This window comes from Aurantimonas sp. HBX-1, assembly GCF_021391535.1.
In the GTDB taxonomy this organism is placed as follows: Bacteria; Pseudomonadota; Alphaproteobacteria; order Rhizobiales; family Rhizobiaceae; genus Aurantimonas.
The window spans coordinates 4,100,681-4,119,574 of record NZ_CP090066.1 but is presented as its reverse complement, the minus strand read 5'-3'; the positions used below and the strand labels follow the sequence as shown (position 1 = coordinate 4,119,574).

17 protein-coding genes are annotated in these 18,894 nt (G+C 69.1%); 5 read left to right on the top strand and 12 right to left on the bottom strand.

The annotated features are described in order from the left end of the window. Nucleotides 1-63 precede the first annotated feature (63 nt). Nucleotides 64-1,107 carry a DNA polymerase III subunit delta gene (holA, locus tag LXB15_RS19495; RefSeq protein WP_233950014.1) on the top strand — a complete coding sequence of 348 codons (1,044 nt, stop codon included), beginning with the start codon at nt 64-66 and terminating at the stop codon, nt 1,105-1,107. A gap of 47 nt (nt 1,108-1,154) precedes the next feature. Here holA and LXB15_RS19490 read toward each other — a convergent pair whose 3' ends face one another. The 5 genes from LXB15_RS19490 to mnmE form a co-directional block, all read right to left on the bottom strand. Beyond that, nucleotides 1,155-2,123, bottom strand: coding sequence for a ParB/RepB/Spo0J family partition protein (locus LXB15_RS19490; protein ID WP_233950013.1), 969 nt, complete (start codon nt 2,121-2,123; stop codon nt 1,155-1,157). A gap of 73 nt (nt 2,124-2,196) precedes the next feature. Next, entirely contained in the window at nt 2,197-2,982 is a 786-nt protein-coding gene (locus tag LXB15_RS19485; RefSeq protein ID WP_233953258.1) for a ParA family protein, read from the bottom strand. A 126-nt stretch (nt 2,983-3,108) separates the two neighbouring features. Further along, nucleotides 3,109-3,798: a 16S rRNA (guanine(527)-N(7))-methyltransferase RsmG gene (gene rsmG, locus LXB15_RS19480; RefSeq protein ID WP_233950012.1), complete on the bottom strand. Its 690-nt coding sequence runs from the start codon at nt 3,796-3,798 to the stop codon at nt 3,109-3,111. Next, complete coding sequence (gene mnmG, locus LXB15_RS19475) at nt 3,788-5,680, bottom strand: tRNA uridine-5-carboxymethylaminomethyl(34) synthesis enzyme MnmG (RefSeq protein ID WP_233953257.1); 1,893 nt, start codon at nt 5,678-5,680, stop codon at nt 3,788-3,790. The genes rsmG and mnmG overlap by 11 nt, the downstream gene beginning before the upstream one ends. Nucleotides 5,681-5,855: 175 nt before the next feature. Next, nucleotides 5,856-7,268: a tRNA uridine-5-carboxymethylaminomethyl(34) synthesis GTPase MnmE gene (gene mnmE / locus LXB15_RS19470; RefSeq protein ID WP_233950011.1), complete on the bottom strand. Its 1,413-nt coding sequence runs from the start codon at nt 7,266-7,268 to the stop codon at nt 5,856-5,858. Between the two features lie 204 nt (nt 7,269-7,472). On the opposite strand from mnmE, the gene LXB15_RS19465 reads away from it, so the two are divergent. Beyond that, complete coding sequence (locus LXB15_RS19465) at nt 7,473-9,503, top strand: thioredoxin domain-containing protein (protein WP_233950010.1); 2,031 nt, start codon at nt 7,473-7,475, stop codon at nt 9,501-9,503. A gap of 34 nt (nt 9,504-9,537) precedes the next feature. On the opposite strand, the gene LXB15_RS19460 is transcribed toward LXB15_RS19465, so the two are convergent. From LXB15_RS19460 to hemE, 6 genes are all read right to left on the bottom strand, one after another. Next, nucleotides 9,538-9,942, bottom strand: coding sequence for a YbaK/EbsC family protein (locus tag LXB15_RS19460; RefSeq protein ID WP_233950009.1), 405 nt, complete (start codon nt 9,940-9,942; stop codon nt 9,538-9,540). 251 nt (nt 9,943-10,193) lie between these two features. Further along, nucleotides 10,194-11,624, bottom strand: a complete 1,431-nt coding sequence (locus tag LXB15_RS19455; RefSeq protein WP_233950008.1) for an adenylate/guanylate cyclase domain-containing protein — start codon at nt 11,622-11,624, stop codon at nt 10,194-10,196. A gap of 166 nt (nt 11,625-11,790) precedes the next feature. Beyond that, complete coding sequence (gene rho / locus LXB15_RS19450; protein WP_233950007.1) at nt 11,791-13,050, bottom strand: transcription termination factor Rho; 1,260 nt, start codon at nt 13,048-13,050, stop codon at nt 11,791-11,793. A gap of 209 nt (nt 13,051-13,259) precedes the next feature. Beyond that, a complete protein-coding gene (locus LXB15_RS19445) occupies nt 13,260-13,784 on the bottom strand; it encodes a gluconokinase (RefSeq protein ID WP_233950006.1) in 525 nt (174 codons plus the stop codon). A gap of 37 nt (nt 13,785-13,821) precedes the next feature. Next, nucleotides 13,822-14,340 carry a protoporphyrinogen oxidase HemJ gene (gene hemJ / locus LXB15_RS19440; protein ID WP_233950005.1) on the bottom strand — a complete coding sequence of 173 codons (519 nt, stop codon included), beginning with the start codon at nt 14,338-14,340 and terminating at the stop codon, nt 13,822-13,824. Between the two features lie 99 nt (nt 14,341-14,439). Then, nucleotides 14,440-15,459, bottom strand: coding sequence for a uroporphyrinogen decarboxylase (gene hemE / locus LXB15_RS19435; RefSeq protein ID WP_233950004.1), 1,020 nt, complete (start codon nt 15,457-15,459; stop codon nt 14,440-14,442). A 515-nt stretch (nt 15,460-15,974) separates the two neighbouring features. Here hemE and LXB15_RS19430 point away from each other — a divergent pair. From LXB15_RS19430 to coaE, 3 genes are read left to right on the top strand one after another with little or no spacing between them, the layout of a single operon-like run. After that, nucleotides 15,975-16,574 (top strand): Maf-like protein, encoded by a 600-nt coding sequence (locus LXB15_RS19430; protein ID WP_233950003.1) that lies wholly within the window; start codon nt 15,975-15,977, stop codon nt 16,572-16,574. Then, nucleotides 16,567-17,529 (top strand): shikimate dehydrogenase, encoded by a 963-nt coding sequence (locus tag LXB15_RS19425; RefSeq protein ID WP_233950002.1) that lies wholly within the window; start codon nt 16,567-16,569, stop codon nt 17,527-17,529. Before LXB15_RS19430 ends, LXB15_RS19425 begins: the two co-directional genes overlap by 8 nt. Before the next feature lie 30 nt (nt 17,530-17,559). Beyond that, on the top strand, nt 17,560-18,144 hold the full coding sequence (gene coaE, locus LXB15_RS19420; RefSeq protein WP_233950001.1) for a dephospho-CoA kinase: 585 nt from the start codon (nt 17,560-17,562) through the stop codon (nt 18,142-18,144). Between the two features lie 24 nt (nt 18,145-18,168). Here coaE and LXB15_RS19415 read toward each other — a convergent pair whose 3' ends face one another. Next, a complete protein-coding gene (locus LXB15_RS19415; RefSeq protein ID WP_233950000.1) occupies nt 18,169-18,741 on the bottom strand; it encodes a TetR/AcrR family transcriptional regulator in 573 nt (190 codons plus the stop codon). Between the last annotated feature and the right edge of the window lie 153 nt (nt 18,742-18,894).

Below are 18,894 nucleotides of genomic sequence, written 5' to 3'. Positions count from 1 at the left end.
CGGCAGGACGCGCCGGCGGGGCGGGCAGGAGCCCGGCCCGAACATCGGGACGGGTGACGGCACATGGCGCAGAAAAAGGCCGGCGAGGTCGAAGCCTTCCTGTCGCGGCCGGACTTCTCCTTCCCGGTCATCCTCCTCTACGGCCCTGATCCCGGCCTCGTCTCCGAACGCTCCGACAAGATCGCTGCCCAGTCCGGCGTCGACCCCGACGACCCGTTCGCCGCGGTGCGCCTGTCGGCCGACGACCTCGAGAAGGATATCGGGCGGCTCTACGACGAGGCCCGGACGCTGTCGCTGTTCGGCGGCAAGCGTCTGATCCGCGTGCGCGGGGCAGGGGCCGGCAAGGCGCTGGCGGAAGCCGTCGCGACGCTGGCGGAGGAGAAGCTTGAGGGCGCCGTGCTGATCGTCGAGGCGGGCGATCTGAAGAAGAACGCGGCGCTGCGCACCAGCGTCGAGCGCGCCCGCTTCGCCATGGCGCTGCCCTGCTACCAGGACGAGGGCCGCGCCCTCGACCAGATGATCGACGAGGAATTCGCCGCCAGCGGCCTGACCATCGACCGGGCGGCGCGCGACGAGCTGCGCTCCCGGCTGGGCGCCAACCGGCTCGCCTCGCGCGGCGAGGTGCGCAAGCTCTGCCTCTATGCACTCGGCACGCGGGGCGTCGTCGAGGAGGATGTGCGGGCGATCGTCGGCGACGTCTCCGCCGACACGCTGGAGGAGACGATCGACGCCACCGCCAGCGGCGAGGTGCGGCGCCTGCCGCATCTGGTCGACCGGCTGGTCACCGCCGGTACCGCGACCTTCCAGCTGCACCAGGGGCTGCTGCGCTATTTCCAGCAGCTGCAGGCGATGCGCGAGATGGTGGAGCGCGGCGGGGAGCCGATCGGGCGGGTCGTCGAGCGGCGGCGGCCGCATTTCCGTCGCCGCCACGCGATGGAGGTCGCGCTCGCCGCCTGGCCGCTGGAGCGCATCGCCCCGACATTGCGCCGGATCGAGGCGGACATCCTCGCGAGCCGCAAGGAAAGCGCACTCGCGCTGACCATCACCCGGCGGACGCTGCTCGACGTCGCCGTCGAGGCGGCACGGCTGAAGGCGCGCCGGAACTAGGGCGCCCCGCGCTGTTTCACGTGGGACAGGCCCAGGATCGCGATAGCCTAGAGCGAGCGCAGCCGCGGCTCGCCGCTCTGCAGGCGGCTGCGGGCATGAGCCTGCAGCAGGCCGCACAGCGCATCCAGCTGTTCGAGATCGGCATAGGCAATACGGACCGAGCCGCCCTCGCCGTCGACCTCGATCTCCACCGCCATGCCGAGCGTCTCGGACAGCAGCCGCTCCAGCGCCTGGGCGTCCTCGTCCTTTTCGGTCTTCACCGCAGCGGACGCCTTGCGGCGGGGCTTCGCAGGCTTGGCGGCAGGCTCCGCCGCCGGCCCGCGGGCGAGGTCTTCGGCCTCGCGGACACTGAGGCCGCGCGAGACGATCTCGCGCGCCACGGCCAGCGGATCCTCGGCGGTGACCACCGTACGCGCCGCGCCGGCGGAGAGCGTGCCGGAGACCACCATGTCCCGCACCTCGTCCGGCAGCTTCAGCAGCCGCAGCGTGTTGGCGACGTGACTGCGGCTCTTGCCGAGGACGTCGGCGAGGTCGGACTGGGTATAGCCGTGGTCGCTGATCAGCTGCTCGTAGGCCTGCGCTTCCTCGACCGCGTTGAGATCGGAACGCTGGACGTTCTCGATGATGGCGATCTCCAGCGACTGCCGGTCGCCGATGTCGCGCAGCACGACCGGGACTTCCGACAGGCCGGCGAGGCGGGCCGCCCGCCAGCGCCGCTCGCCGGCGACGATCTCGAACCGGTCGCTTTCGCCGGAGATCGGCCGCACCAGCAGCGGCTGCACGACGCCATGGTTGCGGATTGAGGCGGCGAGATCCTGCAGTTCCCCGTCGTCGAAGCGGCGGCGCGGATTGTTCGGGTTGGCGACGAGCTTGTCGATCCCGACATGCCGCTCGGCGGGGATCGCCGGCTCGGGAGCCCCGAAGCCCGGCACCGAGCGCGAGGGCGCGGCGGCACCGGTGCCGATCAGCGAGGCAAGGCCCCGGCCGAGCCGCTGTCGCGATCTGTCTTCGGTCATGCCCCTGTCCCCATGCTCATGCTGCAAAGCGCCCCGTCGTATCCCGGTCCCGTCCCAATCAACGCCTTCGCGGTCATGCCGCCACCAGGCGCCGTTCGCGCTGGATGATCTCCGAGGCGAGGCGGATGTAGGCCTGGCTGCCCGAGCATTTCATGTCGTAGAGGATCGCCGGCTTGCCGAAGGATGGCGCTTCCGACACACGGACATTGCGCGGGATGATCGTGTCGTAGACATGCTCGCCCATGTAGGCCCGCACGTCCCGGACGACCTGCGCGGCGAGATTGTTGCGGCCGTCATACATGGTCAGCACGATTCCGTGCAGGTCGAGCGTCGGGTTGAGCGAGTCGCGCACCTGCTCGACCGTCTGCAGCAGCTGGCTGAGCCCCTCCAGCGCGAAGAACTCGCATTGCAGCGGCACCAGGATCGAGTCCGCCGCAGCCATGGCGTTGATCGTCAGGAGGTTGAGCGAGGGTGGGCAGTCGACCAGCACGAAGTCGAACAGCGGCGCTTCCACCTGGTGGAAATGCAGCGCGTCGCGCAGCCGGTAGGCGCGGCCGGTGGCGCCGGCGATCTCCATCTCCAGACCGAGCAGGTCGAGGGTCGAGGCGATCACCGAGAGGTTGGGCACCGCCGTCGGCATCACCGCCTCGGTGATCGACGCGGTCTCCATCAGCACGTCGTAGGAAGAGACTTCCCGGTCGTCCTTCTCGATGCCGAGGCCGGTGGAGGCATTGCCCTGCGGGTCGAGATCGACCAGCAGCGTGCGCTTGCCGATCGCTGCCAGCGCCGTCGCGAGGTTGATCGCCGTCGTCGTCTTGCCGACGCCGCCCTTCTGGTTCGCTATGGTGATGATCCGCATCGACCGCCCGGCTACCATGTCCATCGGCCTGTTTCCGCCTCGCACGTCCTCGAACGGCTCCGCAGGTCCAGCCCGCCCGTGTGCCCGATCCGCATGACGCTCGTCCTCGTCGAGGCCCAGCACCGCTCAGCGCGGTGCGATGTCACCGATCTCGAGCACGACCGAACCATCCTCGAGCTCCGATTCATGCTTTACCATGCTGAATCGCCAATGGGCAGTCGCGGCGTTAATTTCCTGTTCATGACTTCGCCCCTTGGCGAAGAAGCAGCGCGCGGTCGGGGCGATATGCGGCGCGACGAGGCGCAGCAGCTCGTCGAGCGGCGCCAGCGCCCTCGCGGTGACGATCTCGGCCGCGGCCAGCGCGGCGCCGCAATCCTCGATGCGGGCGGCGTGGACGGTGCCGCCGAGCCCCGCCTCGCGCTGCACGGTCCGCAGGAAGGCCGCCTTCTTGGCATTGCTTTCAACGAGATCGACGACGCCGTCTTGTTCGGCGCGCGCCGCCGCGATGACCAGGCCCGGAAAACCGGCGCCCGAACCCAGATCGACGGCGCGGCGGAAGGCCGGCAGTCTCCGCTCCAGCGACAGCGAGTCCGCCACGTGACGGGTCCAGATCTCGCCCAGCGTCGAGGGCGAAATGAGGTTGACGCGCGCCTGCCAGGTCACCAGCAGCGCCACGTAGCGGTCGAGCCGCTCCAGCGTTTCACGTGAAACAGCGACGGTCTGGAGAACGCGGCCGCGATCCTCGGCGAGGACGGCGGCGAGTTCATGGCTCGACAGGCGCTTCGGCCGCGCCTTCAGCCCGGACTCAGGCCGCATCGGCGAGCTCCCGGCGCCGGATGGCGACAAGGATGATCGCCAGGGCTGCCGGCGTCATGCCGTCGATGCGCTCGGCCTCCGCGATGGAAGCAGGCCGCCGGGCCGAAAGCTTCTGGCGCAGCTCGTTGGAGAGGCCGGCGAGGGCATTGAAATCCAGCGTCGGCGGGATCGCCCGGTTCTCGTCGCGGCGCAGCCGCTCCTGGTCGCGGCGCTGGCGCGCCAGATAGACGTCGTAGCCGGCCTCGATCTCGATCCGCTCCCGCAGCGGTCCCGCGATCGCGCCGAGGTCCGGCCAGATCTGTGTGAGCCGATCGAGATCGATCTCCGGCTGCGACAGCAGCTGCCATGCCGAGCGGCGGCGCCCATCCTGGTTCAGCGCCAGCCCGTGCCGCGCGGCCTCCGGCGGCGTCAGTGTCGCCGCCTCGAGCCGGGCGCGCGCCGCCGACAGCGCCGCCTCGCTCGCCTCGAAAACCTGCCGCCGTTCGGCGTCGATGATCCCGAGCGATAGGCCGAGCGGCGTCAGGCGGCGATCGGCATTGTCGGCCCGCAGCGACAGGCGGAACTCGGCGCGCGAGGTGAACATGCGATAGGGTTCGGTGATGCCGGTGCGCGTCAGGTCGTCGATCATCACGCCGACATAGGCGTCGGCCCGGCCGATCGACACCGGCTCGGAGCCACCGGCGAGCCGCGCCGCGTTGAGGCCGGCGACGAGGCCCTGCGCCGCCGCCTCCTCGTAGCCGGTCGTGCCGTTGATCTGACCGGCAAGGTACAGGCCCTCCGCGCAGCGCACGGCGAGATGCCGGTCCAGCTCGCGCGGATCGACATGGTCGTACTCGATCGCATAGCCGGGCTTCAGCACCGCGACCCGCTCGAGCCCCGGGATCGAACGCAGGAAGGCTTCCTGTACGTCCTCGGGAAGGGAAGTGGACAACCCGTTCGGATAGATCGTGTCGTCGTCGAGCCCCTCCGGTTCGAGGAAAATCTGGTGGCCGTCGCGCTCGCCGAACTTCACGATCTTGTCCTCGATGGACGGGCAGTAGCGCGGGCCGGCCCCCTCGATCTGGCCCGAATAGAGGGCCGAGCGCGCGAGATTGTCGCGGATGATCCGGTGCGTTTCGGGCGTCGTGCGGGTGATGCCGCAATCGATTTGCCGATTGGCGATCTCGCGCGTCAGGTAGGAAAAAGGCACCGGCGTCTCGTCCGGGCTCTGGCGGTCGAGGCCGTCCCAGTCGACCGTCCGCCCGTCGAGCCGCGCCGGCGTGCCGGTCTTCAGCCGCCCGAGCCGCAGGCCAAGGCGGCGCAACGTGCCGGAAAGCCCGGTCGAGGGATCCTCGCCCATGCGCCCGGCCGGGATCTTGCGGTCACCGATATGGATGAGCCCGGAAAGGAAGGTCCCGGTGGTCAGCACCACGGCGCGACAGGCAATGGTGCGGCCATCGGCGAGGATTACCCCGGTGACGCGGTTGGCGCCGTCGAGGGAGAGATCGGCGACGTCGGCCTCGACCACCGTCAGCCCCGCCTGCGCCACGATCGCCGCCTGCATGGCCTCCCGGTAGAGCCGCCGGTCCGCCTGGGTCCGCGGGCCCCGTACGGCCGGCCCCTTGCTGCGGTTGAGCAGGCGGAACTGGATGCCGGCCGCATCCGCGACCTGGCCCATCAGGCCGCCCAGCGCATCGATCTCGCGCACCAGATGCCCCTTGCCGATGCCGCCGATCGCCGGGTTGCAGCTCATCGCGCCGATCGTGTCGAAGCTGTGCGTGACCAGCAGCGTGTCGGCCCCGGCCCGCGCCGCCGCGCTCGCCGCCTCGCAGCCGGCGTGGCCGCCGCCGATGACGAGGACATCGCACGCGGAAGGGGTGGCTGCGGGTGTTGAAGGGGACATCGATATCTCCGGTGTCGCGGTCCGGACGAGCGGATGCTGATGACGAAAGCCTATAGTCGTCTTGAAGCGTCGAAACAACGTTCCGCCGGTTACGCGGGCTTCGGTTGGGCCGCTAAGCGTGAGCGAGCGAGGATCGTTTCACGTGAGTCGTCGACGAGCGGTTTCACGTGAATCCTCACTTGCCGATGCAGAACTCCGAGAAGATGACGTCGAGCAGGTCTTCGACCCCGACCTGCCCGGTCAGCGCCCCCAGCCGATTGCCGGCCCGACGCAGCGTCTCGGCCGCGACCTCAGCGGGCATGGCGGGACCGTCCAGATACTCCTCGACGATCGCCAGCGCATCCGCCACCAGCTCGCTGTGACGGACCCGCAGGGGCACCGCCTCGTCCGGATCCCCGGCCGCGTCCGCCGCCAGTGCGGCGATCCGTTCGACGAGCGCGCCCAGCCCTTCGCCGCTATGCGCGGACAGGGCGAAGTCGAACCGAAAATCGCTGTTGCTGTCGGGCGCACGTGAGACGTCCGGTGACGGCACATCGATCTTGGTGCGGACCAGCAGGACCTGGGGTGCCCCAACAGGTGACGTTCTGTCGCCGTCGAGCGCGGGAGCGGCGGCCGGGTGTTTCACGTGAGTCGCCAGCTCCACGAACGGGTCGAGAGCCCTGTCGGGCTGATGCGGATCGACCAGCGCCAGGACGAGGTCCGCCTTCGCCATCGTCGCGCGGGCCCGTTCGACGCCGATCGCCTCCACAAGGTCGCTGGTGTCCCGGATCCCGGCGGTGTCCGAGAAGCGCACCGGGATGCCGCCGAGGTCGAGCGTCACCTCGATGACGTCGCGGGTGGTCCCCGGCACGTCCGTGACGATCGCCACCTCCCGGTCGGCAAGCGCGTTGAGCAGGCTGGACTTGCCGGCATTCGGCGCGCCGACGATGGCCACCTTGTAGCCCTCGCGCAGGATCTCGCCGCGCGCGGCCCCGGCAAGATGCGCCCGCATGTCGTCGGCGAGTTGTCCTATCGCCGGCGCGACGCCTTTGCCTACGTCGGCGCTCACGTCACCCTCGTCGGCGAAATCGAACGATGCCTCGATCATCGCCCGCGCATGCGTCAGCCGGCGCATCCAGTCCTCGTAGACCGCCCGCAGCGCACCGCCGGCCTGCGCCACCGCCATCCGTCGCTGGCCCTCGGTCTCGGCCGCGAGGAGGTCGGCCAGGCCTTCGGCCTCGGTGAGGTCTATCCGGCCATTCTCGAAGGCCCGGCGGGTGAACTCGCCGGGCACCGCCAGCCGCACGCCGGAGAGCGCCGTCAGCGCTACGAGCATCGCCGCAACCACGGCGCGGCCGCCATGCAGGTGAAACTCGGCAAGGTCCTCGCCGGTGACGCTGCCGGGGCCCTCGAAGAACACGGCGATGCCACGGTCGACCAACCGGCCGTCCGGCCCCCGGAAGCGTCGCAGGCTCGCCTGCCGCGCCGGCGGCACCGCGCCGGCGATCCGCGTCATCGCCATGCGCGCGGCCGGGCCGCTGACCCGGACCACCGCGATGCCGGAGGGCAGGGCACCGGAAGACAGGGCGGCGATGGTATCGTCAGACATGGCGGTTCCGAAGCAGCAGGGATCAGAGCGGTGGCACGTCGCCCCGCGCTCTCGGGCACCCGCGTCGCGGGACAGGCGCTGCACCCATGCGACGCTCTACCACCCGCGCGCCGGGCTCGCGACGGAAAAGGATTGCCGGCCCTCGCCCTCGAAAGCTGCCGCCGGCGCGTTAGCCTTAGGCGATACCGCCCGAAGGGAACATGCATGACCGACCAGACCGGCAATCGCCTCGCCAATGCCGTCAGTCCCTATCTCATCCAGCACAAGGACAATCCGGTGCACTGGTGGGAATGGTCGGACGCGGCGCTCGACGAGGCGCGCGACACCGACCGGCCGATCCTGTTGTCGGTGGGCTATGCCGCCTGCCACTGGTGCCATGTCATGGCGCACGAGAGCTTCGAGGATCCGGACGTCGCTGCGGTGATGAATCGGCTTTACGTGAACGTGAAGGTCGACCGCGAGGAGCGCCCGGAGATCGACCAGCTCTACATGACGGCGCTGCAGGCGATGGGGGAGCAGGGCGGCTGGCCGATGACCATGTTCCTCACCCCCGACGGGCGGCCGTTCTTCGGCGGCACCTATTTCCCGAAGCGCGCCAGCCACGGGCGGCCGGGCTTCGTGCAGCTGCTGGAGGCCGTGGCGACCGCCTGGCGCGACCGGCGCGAGGAGCTCGACGGCAGCGCGACATCCATCCTCGACCGGCTGTCCGGCTTCCTCTCCGCATCGGCCGACGCCGGGCGGCTCGAGGCTCTGGCGGTGGCCCCCGCCGCGGCGCGGATCATCCAGCTGGCCGATCCGGTGCTCGGCGGTTTCCGCGGCGCGCCGAAATTCCCCAACGCGCCGTATATGGAAGTTCTCGCCCGCTCCAGCTTCGAGGGCGGGCCGCTGGCGCATGGCGAGGCGTTCCTGCGCACCCTGCGCTCGCTGTCCTCGGGCGGCATCTACGACCATGTCGGCGGCGGGCTGCACCGCTACGCCACGGACGAGCGCTGGCTGGTGCCGCATTTCGAGAAGATGCTCTACGACAACGCGCAGTTCCTGCGCCATCTCAGCTGGGCGTACCGCGCCACCGGCGACGCGCTGTTCCGCGCCCGCATCGAGGAGACGGTCGCCTGGCTCGCCCGCGAGATGCGGGTCGACGGCGGTGGCCTCGCCGCCTCGCTCGATGCCGACAACCTCGATGCGCTCGGCCATCCGGAGGAGGGCGCCTTCTACGTCTGGAGCGAGACGGAGATCGACGACGTGCTCGGCGGCGCCGACGCCGCCTTCAAGCGCGCCTATGGCGTGACGGCGGACGGCAACTGGGAGGGCAAGTCGATCCTGCACCGGCTGCATCCGGGCGCCACGTCCGCCGATCCAGATTTCGCCGAGGCCCGCAACCGGCTGCTCGAAGCCCGCGCCGAACGAACCCGCCCGGCCCGCGACGACAAGGTGCTGGCCGACTGGAACGGCATGGCGATCCGGGCGCTGGCGGAAGCCGCCCGCGCCACGGGCAGTGCCCTGGCGCTGGACCTCGCCCGCGACGCCTTCGCCTTCGTCACCACGCACATGGTCGTCGACGAACGGCTGCGGCATGCAGCCCGGGACGGGCGCACCGCCGGCCTCGCGCTGTCGACCGATTACGGCACGCTGATCCAGGCCGCGGTCGCGCTGTTCGCGACGACGCTCGACAGCGCCTATCTCGATCGCGCCGCGTTCCTGGCGGCCGAGCTGGAGCGCTGGCACGCCGACGGCACCGGCGGGCACTATCTCAACCCGTCGGATTCCACCGACGTGCCGATCCGCCTGCGCGGCGATCACGACGAGGCGGTGCCGGGCGGCACGGCGGTTGTGGTGGAGGGCCTGTCGATGCTCGCCCAGGCGACCGGCTCGATCGAGATCGCCGAACGGGCGGAGCGGGCGGCGATGCTGGCTGCGGGCCGTCTCGGCGAGGGCGCCGGCGGATCCCCCGGCATCATCGCCGCAGCGGGGCGGCTCAGCCGCGGCAGCGAATTGTGCATCATCGGCGACAAGGCCGATCCCGCCTTCGTCGCGATGGCCGACCTTGCCCGAGCCCGGGTCGACCTCGACCGGCTCGACCTGATCACCGACGCGCCGGAGAAGCTGCCCGCCAATCTGCCGCTCGCCGCGGTCCACCCCTCGCGCCTGCCGGCAGCCTATATCTGCGAGGATCGTGTCTGCCGCGCGCCGGTCTACGACGCGGCGGCGTTGCGCGGGCTGCTCGGCGAGCCCTGACGGGTCGCCCGGCGCTCCGGGCGCGCCTGCGGCCTCAGGTGACCGGCGCGACCGTCGCCCCGGTGGCGCTGCGCAGCTGCAGCGGCACCACCTCGAAGACGTGGCGCGGCGTGCCGGCCGCCGCCCACACCGTCGCATAGCGGAACAGATCCTCGTCCATCACCGTCCGCAGCCGGGCGGAGCCGCCGAGCGGCGAGACCCCGCCAATGGCAAAGCCGGTGGCGGCGCGGACGAAATCCGCGTCCGGCCGCTCCAGCGCTTCGCCGAGCAGCGCGGCCATCGCGGCCTCGTCGACGCGGTTGGCGCCCGAGACCAGCAAGAGATAGGCCTCGCCGCTGTCCACGCCGCGGAACACCAGCGACTTGACGATCTGGCCGACCTGCGCACCGACGGCTCGCGCTGCTTCTTCCGCGGAGCGGGCGCTCGTTTCGGTCGTCACGACCTTGATCCTGACGCCTTTCGCTTCGGCCGCGGCCTCGACCCGCTGGACCGCCGGCGGGCGGTTTTCCGTCACGTCTGGTGGCATGGGATAGGACCTCGCGCAGTGGACATCAGGTGGTTTCGCAGCCGAGGATGGCGACGTCAAACATAAGGCTGAGAAGCGTTCGGCACCTTTCGGAGGCGAGGCGGCAGGAAGCGCCAACGCGCCTCGGCATCCGACGGTTGGAGGGCAGCTTCACCTTTCGGCCTTCACGCATCCAGTCGGATCAGCGGCCCGGCTTCGCCGTTCAGGAGCCGCCGCAGATGGAAGCTGCAGAGCCGGTCTTCCGGCCGATTGCCGACCTCGGCGGCAAACGCTCCCATGGCACCGGGGTCACCGGCGACCAGCCTCTCGAAGGCGGAAGTGTAGCCGTCGAAGTCGTCACCCGGCGCCAGCGGCTCGTAGGCACGCAGCGGCTGGGTCTTGCCCTTCAGAAGGAGATCCCCGACCGGGCGCCACCGAAACGTCGACTGGCCTTCCGCGACGGTGGAACTCGCGCAGATGCGTGTGCCGAGCCGCGCGTTTGCGGCCTCGAGCCGCGCCGCGACATTTATCGTGTCGCCATAGGCGGAGTAGTCGAAGATCCGCCCACCGAAATTCCCGACGATCGCCGGTCCCGAATGAATGCCGATGCGGGTAACGCCCAGCGCGACGCCGCTTGCCCGCCAGGTGTTCCGCATCCTCTCCGAAAACTCGTCCAGAGCGAGCGCGCAAAGAACCGCGCGCTCGCCGTGATCGACTTGCTCGTCCGGGGCACCGAACAGGATGTGCAGCGCATCTCCGACGATCTTGGCGACCGTCCCCTCATGCTCGAACACGATCGCCGTCATACCCGCAAGATATTCGTTCAGAAGCTCGGCCAGCAGTTCGGGGCTGATCCGTTCCACCAGAGCGGTGAAGTCCGCGAGATCGGTGAACAGCACGGAAACCTCGCGGCGACGGGCGGCGAGTTGCTTCACGTCGGTTCCGTTTGCCAGTCGCTCGGCCAGCCGCGGTGAGAAGTAGCGCGACAGCACATCGCGATTGCGCGCTTCCAGTTCCGCGATCAAACGAGTGTTTTCTATCGCGATCACCGCCTGGTCCGCGAATGTCTGGACCAGCGCAACCTGCCGATCCGTGAACGCGCGCGCCTCGGGTCGGGAAAGCGATATCACCCCGACCACCGTGCCGCCCTGCCTCAATGGCACGGCCAGGCCGCCCCGGTAGTCGCCAAGCTGATGCCCCGTGAGGGTACGGAAACGCTGGTCCGTCAGGATGTCTTCGACATTGACGACCTCGCCGGTGAACGCAGCGAGTCCGGACACGGTCGTGGCGTCCGCGGACGGTTTGAGGGCAAGCGTCTCAGCGAAAGCCACCCAGCCCGGAGGGTAGTTCACATGCGCCGCGAGATAGAGATCGTCACCGCGTTTGAGCCAGATGACGCCGCGCGTCGCTTCGCACAGCTCTATGGCCAATTCGACGAGGCTGGTGAGAACCGCGTCGAGATCGAACGCCGAGCCGCTGATCACCCTGAGGACGTCCGCCGTCGCCTTCTGCTGCGCCAGGACGTCGCGAAGCTCCGCGGCAGTAGAGTCGACCGGACTCCCGGCAGGGATCGGTTGATCCTCCCACCGCTCCCCTATCTCGCGTGTGTTGCCCATGACCGCAGTGCCTCGAATGGAGAGCGAGGCATGAGAATGTTCCGGCCCTGGGGAGGAGTCCAGCGTTCCCAACGGCAAAGGGGCCCCGTAGGAGCCCCTTCACTGCACGCCCGCGTGGGCGGCTATCAACAGTGCTGCATTCGGCCGATCGGACCGAGCCTGCGCCTCAGGTGTTCATCGAGTCGAAGAAGTCCGCGTTCGACTTGGTCTGCTTCAACTTGTCATTGAGGAACTCGATCGCGTCCGTGGTGCCCATCGGCGCGAGGATGCGGCGGAGTACGAAGATCTTCTGCAGTTCCTGGCGCGGGACCAGCAGGTCTTCCTTCCGGGTGCCGGACTTGAGGATGTCCATGGCCGGGTAGATCCGCTTGTCGGCGACCTTGCGGTCGAGCACGATCTCGGAATTGCCGGTGCCCTTGAACTCCTCGAAGATCACCTCGTCCATGCGGCTGCCGGTGTCGATCAGGGCCGTCGCGATGATCGTCAGCGAGCCGCCTTCCTCGATGTTTCGGGCCGCGCCGAAGAAGCGCTTCGGGCGCTGCAGCGCGTTGGCATCGACACCGCCGGTCAGCACCTTGCCGGAGGACGGCACGACGGTGTTGTAGGCGCGGCCGAGGCGGGTGATGGAATCCAGGAGGATGACGACGTCGCGGCCATGCTCGACGAGGCGCTTGGCCTTCTCGATGACCATTTCGGCGACGGCGACGTGGCGCGTCGCGGGCTCGTCGAAGGTGGAGGATACCACCTCGCCCTTCACCGAGCGCTGCATGTCGGTGACTTCCTCCGGCCGCTCGTCGATGAGCAGCACGATGAGGTAGCACTCGGGATGGTTGGCGGTGATCGAATGGGCGATGTTCTGCAGGAGCACCGTCTTGCCGGTACGCGGCGGCGCCACGATCAGGCCGCGCTGGCCCTTGCCGAGCGGGGCGACCAGGTCGATGACCCGCGCCGACAGATCCTTCTTCGAGGTCGGGTCCTCGAGCTCCATCTTGAAGCGCTCGTCCGGATAGAGCGGCGTCAGATTGTCGAAATGGCTCTTGTAGCGGATCTTTTCCGGGTCATCGAAATTGATCGTGTTGACCTTGAGAAGCGCGAAATACCGCTCGCCTTCCTTGGGGCTGCGGATCGGCCCCTCGACCGTGTCGCCGGTCTTCAGCTGGAACTTGCGGATCTGCGACGGCGACACGTAGATGTCGTCCGGGCCCGGCAGGTAGTTGGCCTCCGGCGAGCGCAGGAAGGCAAAGCCGTCCTGCAGGATCTCGACGACGCCTTCGCCGACGATCTCCACTTCCTCGGCGGCGAGCTGCTTCAGGATCGCGAACAGCAATTCCTGCTTGCGCAGCACCGAGGCGTTCTCGACGTGATTTTCTTCGGCGAACGCGATGAGTTCCGGCGCGCTCTTGTTCTTCAGGTCCTGAAGCTTCATTCGGGTGGATGCTCTTTGGGGCTTGCCCCGATGGCTTTGACCGGGACCGAGGGATGACTGCGATGGGGAAAAACGCTTAAGGCCTCTGACGCGAACGGTCTTCGGCGGGAACGACACGAGGGCCACGCTCGGCGCCCCGCGCCTCTCATGAGGCTGCATTCACAATTTGATATAGCCAGAGCCGGCCATCGGCGCAAGGGGGATCGGCGTCAGCCGGCCGCCGGAAGTCCCAGTTCCGCGATGATCCGCGCGACCACCGCCGCCGGCGGCACGTCGACCGCGACCGTCACGCCGTCCTCGTCGGGTCCCAGCGGCTCGAGCGCGGCGAACTGCGACTGCAGCAGCGATGCAGGCATGTAGTGGCCGCTTCGATGGGCCAGCCGCGCGGAAACGAGCTCCGGATCGGCGGTCAGTTCGACGAACCGGACCCGTGCCCCCGATTCGCGCAGCACGTCGCGATAGCGGCGCTTCAGCGCCGAGCAGGTGAGGACCGTCGACCGGCCCTCCGCCGCCTGGCCGGCGATCCAGTCGCGGATCGCGGCCAGCCAGGGCGCCCGGTCGGCGTCGTCGAGCGGCACGCCCGCCGTCATCTTGGCGATGTTGGCTTCCGGGTGAAATTGGTCGGCCTCGGCGAAGGGCCAGCCGAGCGCCGCCGCGAGGGCCTCGGCGGTGGTCGACTTGCCAACCCCGGAGGGACCCATGACGACGATCGCGACGGGGGTCGCGCCGCTCATTTCGAACCGCCGGTCCGGCCTGTCGCGACCGGCGCCATCAGAACGGCTTCACCACGACGAGGATGACGATCAGGATGAGCAGGACCGTCGGCACCTCGTTCATGATGCGCCAGTGCTTGACGGTCCTGGTGTTGGCGTCGTTGGCGAAGCGCCGGACCGAGGCCGAATAGTAGCCGTGCAGGCCGGACATCAAAACGACCAGGACGATCTTGGCGTGCAGCCAGCCATTGCCGTCCGCCACGAACCAGCCGCCCTTGAACGCCAGCCACAGGCCGGCCACCCAGGTGACGATCATCGCCGGGTTCATGATCGCCTTCAGAAGCCGCCGCTCCATGACCTTGAAGGTCTCCGACTGCGGCGTGCCCGGTCCGACCCCGGCGTGGTAGACGAACAGCCGCGGCAGATACAGCGTGCCGGCCATCCAGGCGATCAGCGCGATGATGTGCAGCGACTTCATCCAGAGGTAGCCGCTGCTGTTGTAGTCGCCGGGGATCAGCAGGAAGACCAGCGCCACGGCGGCGGCGGTGATGGCGAGAGCGATCACGGCGTTCTTCATCGGATGTGCTCCTTCGGGCGGCGGGCGGCTGTTCCCGCAGGGCATAGACCGAACCCGGCCGCGGCGAAAGGCGTAAGCCCCCGCCGCATCGCCAGGAACCTAGCCGCGGATGCGACGCAGCAGCGCCTCGACATTCTCGACCGGGGCGTTCGGCGTGATGCCGTGGCCGAGATTGAACACCAGCGGGCCGCTGCCGAGGCTTTCGAGGATCCGGTCGACGCCCTCGTCCAGCGCCCGTCCGCCGGCGATCAGCCGCAGCGGATCGAGATTGCCCTGCACCGCGCCATCCTTCTGCAGCTCCCTGGCAAAGGACAGCGGCACGGCCCAGTCGAGCCCGACCCCGTCGACGCCGGTCTTCTGGCGATAGGTCGACAGCAGCGCGCCGGCGCCCTTGGCAAAGCCGATGATCTTGGCGCCGGGCACGGCGGCGCGGACCTTCTGAACCATGCGTGCCACCGGCTTCACGGCGTAGGCCTCGAACGAGGCCTCGTCGAGCACCCCAGCCCAGGAATCGAAGATCTGCACGCAGTCGGCGCCTGCCTGCAGCTGCCGGATCAGGTAATCGGCGCTCATCTCGGCCAGCATGGCGAGGAGCGCCTCCATCGCCTCGGGATGGGTGTAGCCGAACAGCCGCGCCGGCGCCTGGTCGGGCGTCCCGTGCCCGGCGATCATGTAGGTCGCCACCGTCCAGGGCGCGCCGCAGAAGCCGATCAGCGTCGTCTCCTCGGGCAGTTGCTCGCGCAGCCGCGCCACCGTGGCGATCACAGGGGCGAGATGCGTGTCGGCGTTGGACGGGTCCAGCCGTTCGATCTCGTCGACGCGCAGCGGCGTCAGCTTCGGGCCTTCTCCCTCGACGAAGTGCAGGCCGCGGTCGAGCGCGTCCGGGATCACCAGGATGTCGGAGAACAGGATCGCCGCGTCGAAGCCGAAGCGCCGGATCGGCTGCAGGGTGACTTCCGTGGCAAGGTCCGGGTTGTAGCAGAGATCGAGGAAGCCCCCGGCCTTAGCCCGGGTGGCGCGATATTCCGGCAGATACCGCCCGGCCTGCCGCATCAGCCACACCGGCGGGGGAGAGACGCTTTCGCCCTCGAGGACACGGACGAGCTTGCGCTTCTCCATCAGGTCTTGGCTCCCATTCAATAAAGAAAAGATTCTCTTAGAGAGAGATTTTGATTCTTAGAGTCGGTGGATAGTCGGAATCCACACCGCCCGGTAGATGGCGGCCCTGCGGCCTTCGTCCACAGCCACACCTCACGGTTTTCTGGCGAAATCGGGAGAGGCGCGGAATTCGTCAGGGCGGGGAGCGACTTAGGGCATGGCAGCGTCGACGCCTGCCTGGGGACAACCGTTGGATGGCGCGGCGGCCATCCACAAATTCCCGCATCGGCCGCGCACAGCCGCGTTCTGCCGCCGATTGGGGACAACTGCCACCTTGTCCCCCGCCCCGCGGTGGATGGGCGGGCCGCGGCGCATAACACTTCCTTAACCCACAGGCGGGCGAAGAATCATGGGCGCTGTTTCCCCGCGGGCTTGCCGTCCGGGGGCGAATCGAGTCCCGCCGTCCGTGGCGTTTCGCGATCCGAAGCGCTATCAAGCCCGGCGTCCTTAAAGAAATCGTTAAAAGGCGACCGGAAATGGCCAAGGGCATCGTACTGGCGTCGGGCAGCGTGCACCGGCGGGAGCTTCTGCGGAACGCCGGCATCGACTTCACCGTCGAGGCGAGCGACCTCGACGAGCGGGCAATCGAGGCGCCGCTGCAGGAATCCGGCGTCTCCCCCGAGGACGTGGCGGCCATTCTCGCCGAAGCCAAGGCCACCGACGTTTCGACACGCCACCCTGGCGCGATCGTCATCGGCGCCGACCAGACGCTGTCCCTCGGGGACGAGGTGCTGCACAAGCCGGCCAGCATGGAAGACGCGCGGCGCACGCTGCTGAAGCTGTCGGGGCGCACGCATCATCTCAACAGCGCGGTGGTGCTGGTCGAGGACGGCGTGGTCACCTGGCGGCATGTCGCCACCGCCGCGATCACCATGCGCACGCTCGATCCGGGCTTCATCGGCCGCTATCTCGCCCATACCGGCCAGAAGGCCCTGACCAGCGTCGGCGCCTACCAGATCGAGAGGGAGGGGATCCAGCTGATGGAGTCGATCGAGGGCGACTACTTCACCATCATCGGGCTGCCGCTGCTACCGCTGATCAAGCAATTGCGGGAACGGGGAGAGATCGATGGCTGAGCAGGACTGGACGCCCGCGCCCTATGTCAGCGGCGCCCAGCGCCCGCGCGGCGAAGGCTCGATCTTCGATCCGAACCGGGCAGAGGCCGCGGCTGAGGGTCCGCGCGCCTTCGTCACCGGCTGGCCGGTCTGGCACTCGCGCTCGCCGCTGATCCACCGGGCCTGGCTGAAGCAGTTCGATCTGCCCGGCTCCTACGAGCGCGTCGGGGTGCCGCCGGAGGAGATCGGCGAGTTCTTCCGGACCCTGCGCCGGCGCGGCTTCGTCGGCGGCAATGTCACGCTGCCGCACAAGCTGGCGGCGCTCGAGGCGGTCGCGCGCCGGGATGCGGCCGCCGAAGCGATCGGCGCGGTCAACACGCTGTGGTTCGAGAAGTCCGGCCGCCTCGTCGGCGGCAATACCGACGCCTACGGCTTTTCGGCCAATCTCGACGCGCAGCTGCCGGGCTGGACTGATGCCGGCACCGCGACGGTTCTCGGCGCCGGCGGCGCGGCGCGGGCGGTGATCTTCGCGCTCCTGAAGGGCGGCATCAAATCGGTGCACATCGTCAACCGCACCGTGTCCCGTGCCGAGGAACTTGCCCAGCGCTTCGGCCCGCGGGTCACCGCCCACGGCGAGGACGAGAAGCCGGCGCTGCTCGCCAGCACCGATCTCCTGGTGAACACCGCGCCGATCCCCGCGGCCGATCCCGACGACGAGACGCCGGACTGGTTCACGCCGAAGCTGCCGGATCTCTCGGCATTGCCCGATCACGCCATGGTCGCCGACATCGTCTATGTGCCGCTGGCGACGCCGCTCCTGCAGGCGGCGAGCGAGCGTGGGCTGCGGACATCCGACGGGCTCGGCATGCTGCTGCACCAGGCGGTGCCGGGCTTCGAGCGCTGGTTCGGCCGGCGCCCGGCGGTGGACGCGGCGCTGCGCGACGCGATCGTCCGCGACATCGAGAGCGGCGTCTGAGATGGCCCGGCTTCGCATCGGAGGTCACCCTTGATCGTGCTCGGTCTCACCGGCTCGATCGGCATGGGCAAGACGACGACGTCGCACATGTTTGCCGCCGAGGGGGCGCCGGTGCATTCGGCCGACGCGGTGGTGCACCAGCTCTATGCCGGCAAGGCCGCGCCGCTGATCGAGGCGGCGTTCCCCGGCACGGTGACGAACGGCGTCGTCGACCGTGAGCGCCTCGCCGCCCGGGTCCTCGACGATCCTGACGCCCTGAAGCGGCTCGAGGCGATCGTCCATCCGCTGGTGCGGGCCGAGGAGGAGGCGTTTCTCGAGGCGGCGCGCCAGCGCGGCGCCTGCCTCGCCGTCCTCGACGTGCCGCTGCTGTTCGAGACCGGCGCCGACAGCCGCTGCGACAAGATCGTGGTCGTCACGGCGCCGCCGGAGATCCAGCGCGAGCGCGTGCTGTCGCGGCCGGGCATGACCGAGGCGAAGCTCGCGGCGATCCTGGCGCGGCAGGTGCCGGACGAGGAAAAGCGCGCCCGCGCCGACTTCATCGTCGACACCGGCAACGGCATGGAGGCCGCCCGCCTGGCGGTGAGGGCGATCGTCAAGCGCTGCAAGGCGCTCTAGGCACGCTGCCGACGCCGCCCAACTTCAGGCGTCGGTCCGCAGCATGCCTTCGGCGAGGTGCCGGAATGCTGACACCGCCTTGCCGAGGACGGCAGGCGGATCGTCGGCGGCGGCGATCCACAGGGCGGCGTTCAGCGCCGCGCCGTTGAGCAGCCTGGCGGCGGCCTCGGCATCCAGCTTCTTCACCGTCCCTGCGTCGATCAGCGCCTGGATCGTCTGCGTCGTGGTCGCGAGGCAGGCGTTCTGGTTCGGCCAGCGCGACGGATCGCCGAGCACGGCGGGCCCGTCCAGCAGCATGATGCGCTGGATCTCCGGCTCGAGCGCCATCTCGATATAGGCGATGCTCTCGGCCATGAAGCCGAGCCAAGGCGTCTCGGCGCCGGCCTTGGCCGCACGCATCCGCTCCAGCATCTCAGCGTCGATCTGGTCGATGACGGCCTGTAGCAGGCCCTGCTTGCCGCCGAAATTGTGATAGAGCGCGCCGCGCGTCAGGCCGGCCTCGGCGGTCAGCTCGTCCATCGAGGCGGCGGCGTAGCCTTTCGCCGCGAAGGCGTGCCGCGCAGCGTGGACCAGCTTGCCGCGGGTTTCCTCCACCATCTCTGCTCGACGTTTTCCGGCCACGACTCATCCTCATTCGCATACGTCACGTATGCATATTGACATACGACGCGTATGCTATCATCTAGACACATACGCGACGTATATCAATCCCGCTCCCGACGACAGGGGGTGGTTTGCGGCGCGGTGCGC

Excerpts from the sequence above, each read along its gene's own strand:
- holA (WP_233950014.1), top strand. The coding sequence starts at position 64 with ATGGCGCAGAAAAAGGCCGGCGAGGTCGAAGCCTTCCTGTCGCGGCCG.
- LXB15_RS19490 (WP_233950013.1), bottom strand. The coding sequence starts at position 2,123 with ATGACCGAAGACAGATCGCGACAGCGGCTCGGCCGGGGCCTTGCCTCG.
- LXB15_RS19485 (WP_233953258.1), bottom strand. The coding sequence starts at position 2,982 with ATGCGGATCATCACCATAGCGAACCAGAAGGGCGGCGTCGGCAAGACG.
- rsmG (WP_233950012.1), bottom strand. The coding sequence starts at position 3,798 with ATGCGGCCTGAGTCCGGGCTGAAGGCGCGGCCGAAGCGCCTGTCGAGC.
- mnmG (WP_233953257.1), bottom strand. The coding sequence starts at position 5,680 with ATGTCCCCTTCAACACCCGCAGCCACCCCTTCCGCGTGCGATGTCCTC.
- mnmE (WP_233950011.1), bottom strand. The coding sequence starts at position 7,268 with ATGTCTGACGATACCATCGCCGCCCTGTCTTCCGGTGCCCTGCCCTCC.
- LXB15_RS19465 (WP_233950010.1), top strand. The coding sequence starts at position 7,473 with ATGACCGACCAGACCGGCAATCGCCTCGCCAATGCCGTCAGTCCCTAT.
- LXB15_RS19455 (WP_233950008.1), bottom strand. The coding sequence starts at position 11,624 with ATGGGCAACACACGCGAGATAGGGGAGCGGTGGGAGGATCAACCGATC.
- rho (WP_233950007.1), bottom strand. The coding sequence starts at position 13,050 with ATGAAGCTTCAGGACCTGAAGAACAAGAGCGCGCCGGAACTCATCGCG.
- LXB15_RS19445 (WP_233950006.1), bottom strand. The coding sequence starts at position 13,784 with ATGAGCGGCGCGACCCCCGTCGCGATCGTCGTCATGGGTCCCTCCGGG.
- hemJ (WP_233950005.1), bottom strand. The coding sequence starts at position 14,340 with ATGAAGAACGCCGTGATCGCTCTCGCCATCACCGCCGCCGCCGTGGCG.
- hemE (WP_233950004.1), bottom strand. The coding sequence starts at position 15,459 with ATGGAGAAGCGCAAGCTCGTCCGTGTCCTCGAGGGCGAAAGCGTCTCT.
- LXB15_RS19430 (WP_233950003.1), top strand. The coding sequence starts at position 15,975 with ATGGCCAAGGGCATCGTACTGGCGTCGGGCAGCGTGCACCGGCGGGAG.
- LXB15_RS19425 (WP_233950002.1), top strand. The coding sequence starts at position 16,567 with ATGGCTGAGCAGGACTGGACGCCCGCGCCCTATGTCAGCGGCGCCCAG.
- LXB15_RS19415 (WP_233950000.1), bottom strand. The coding sequence starts at position 18,741 with ATGGTGGAGGAAACCCGCGGCAAGCTGGTCCACGCTGCGCGGCACGCC.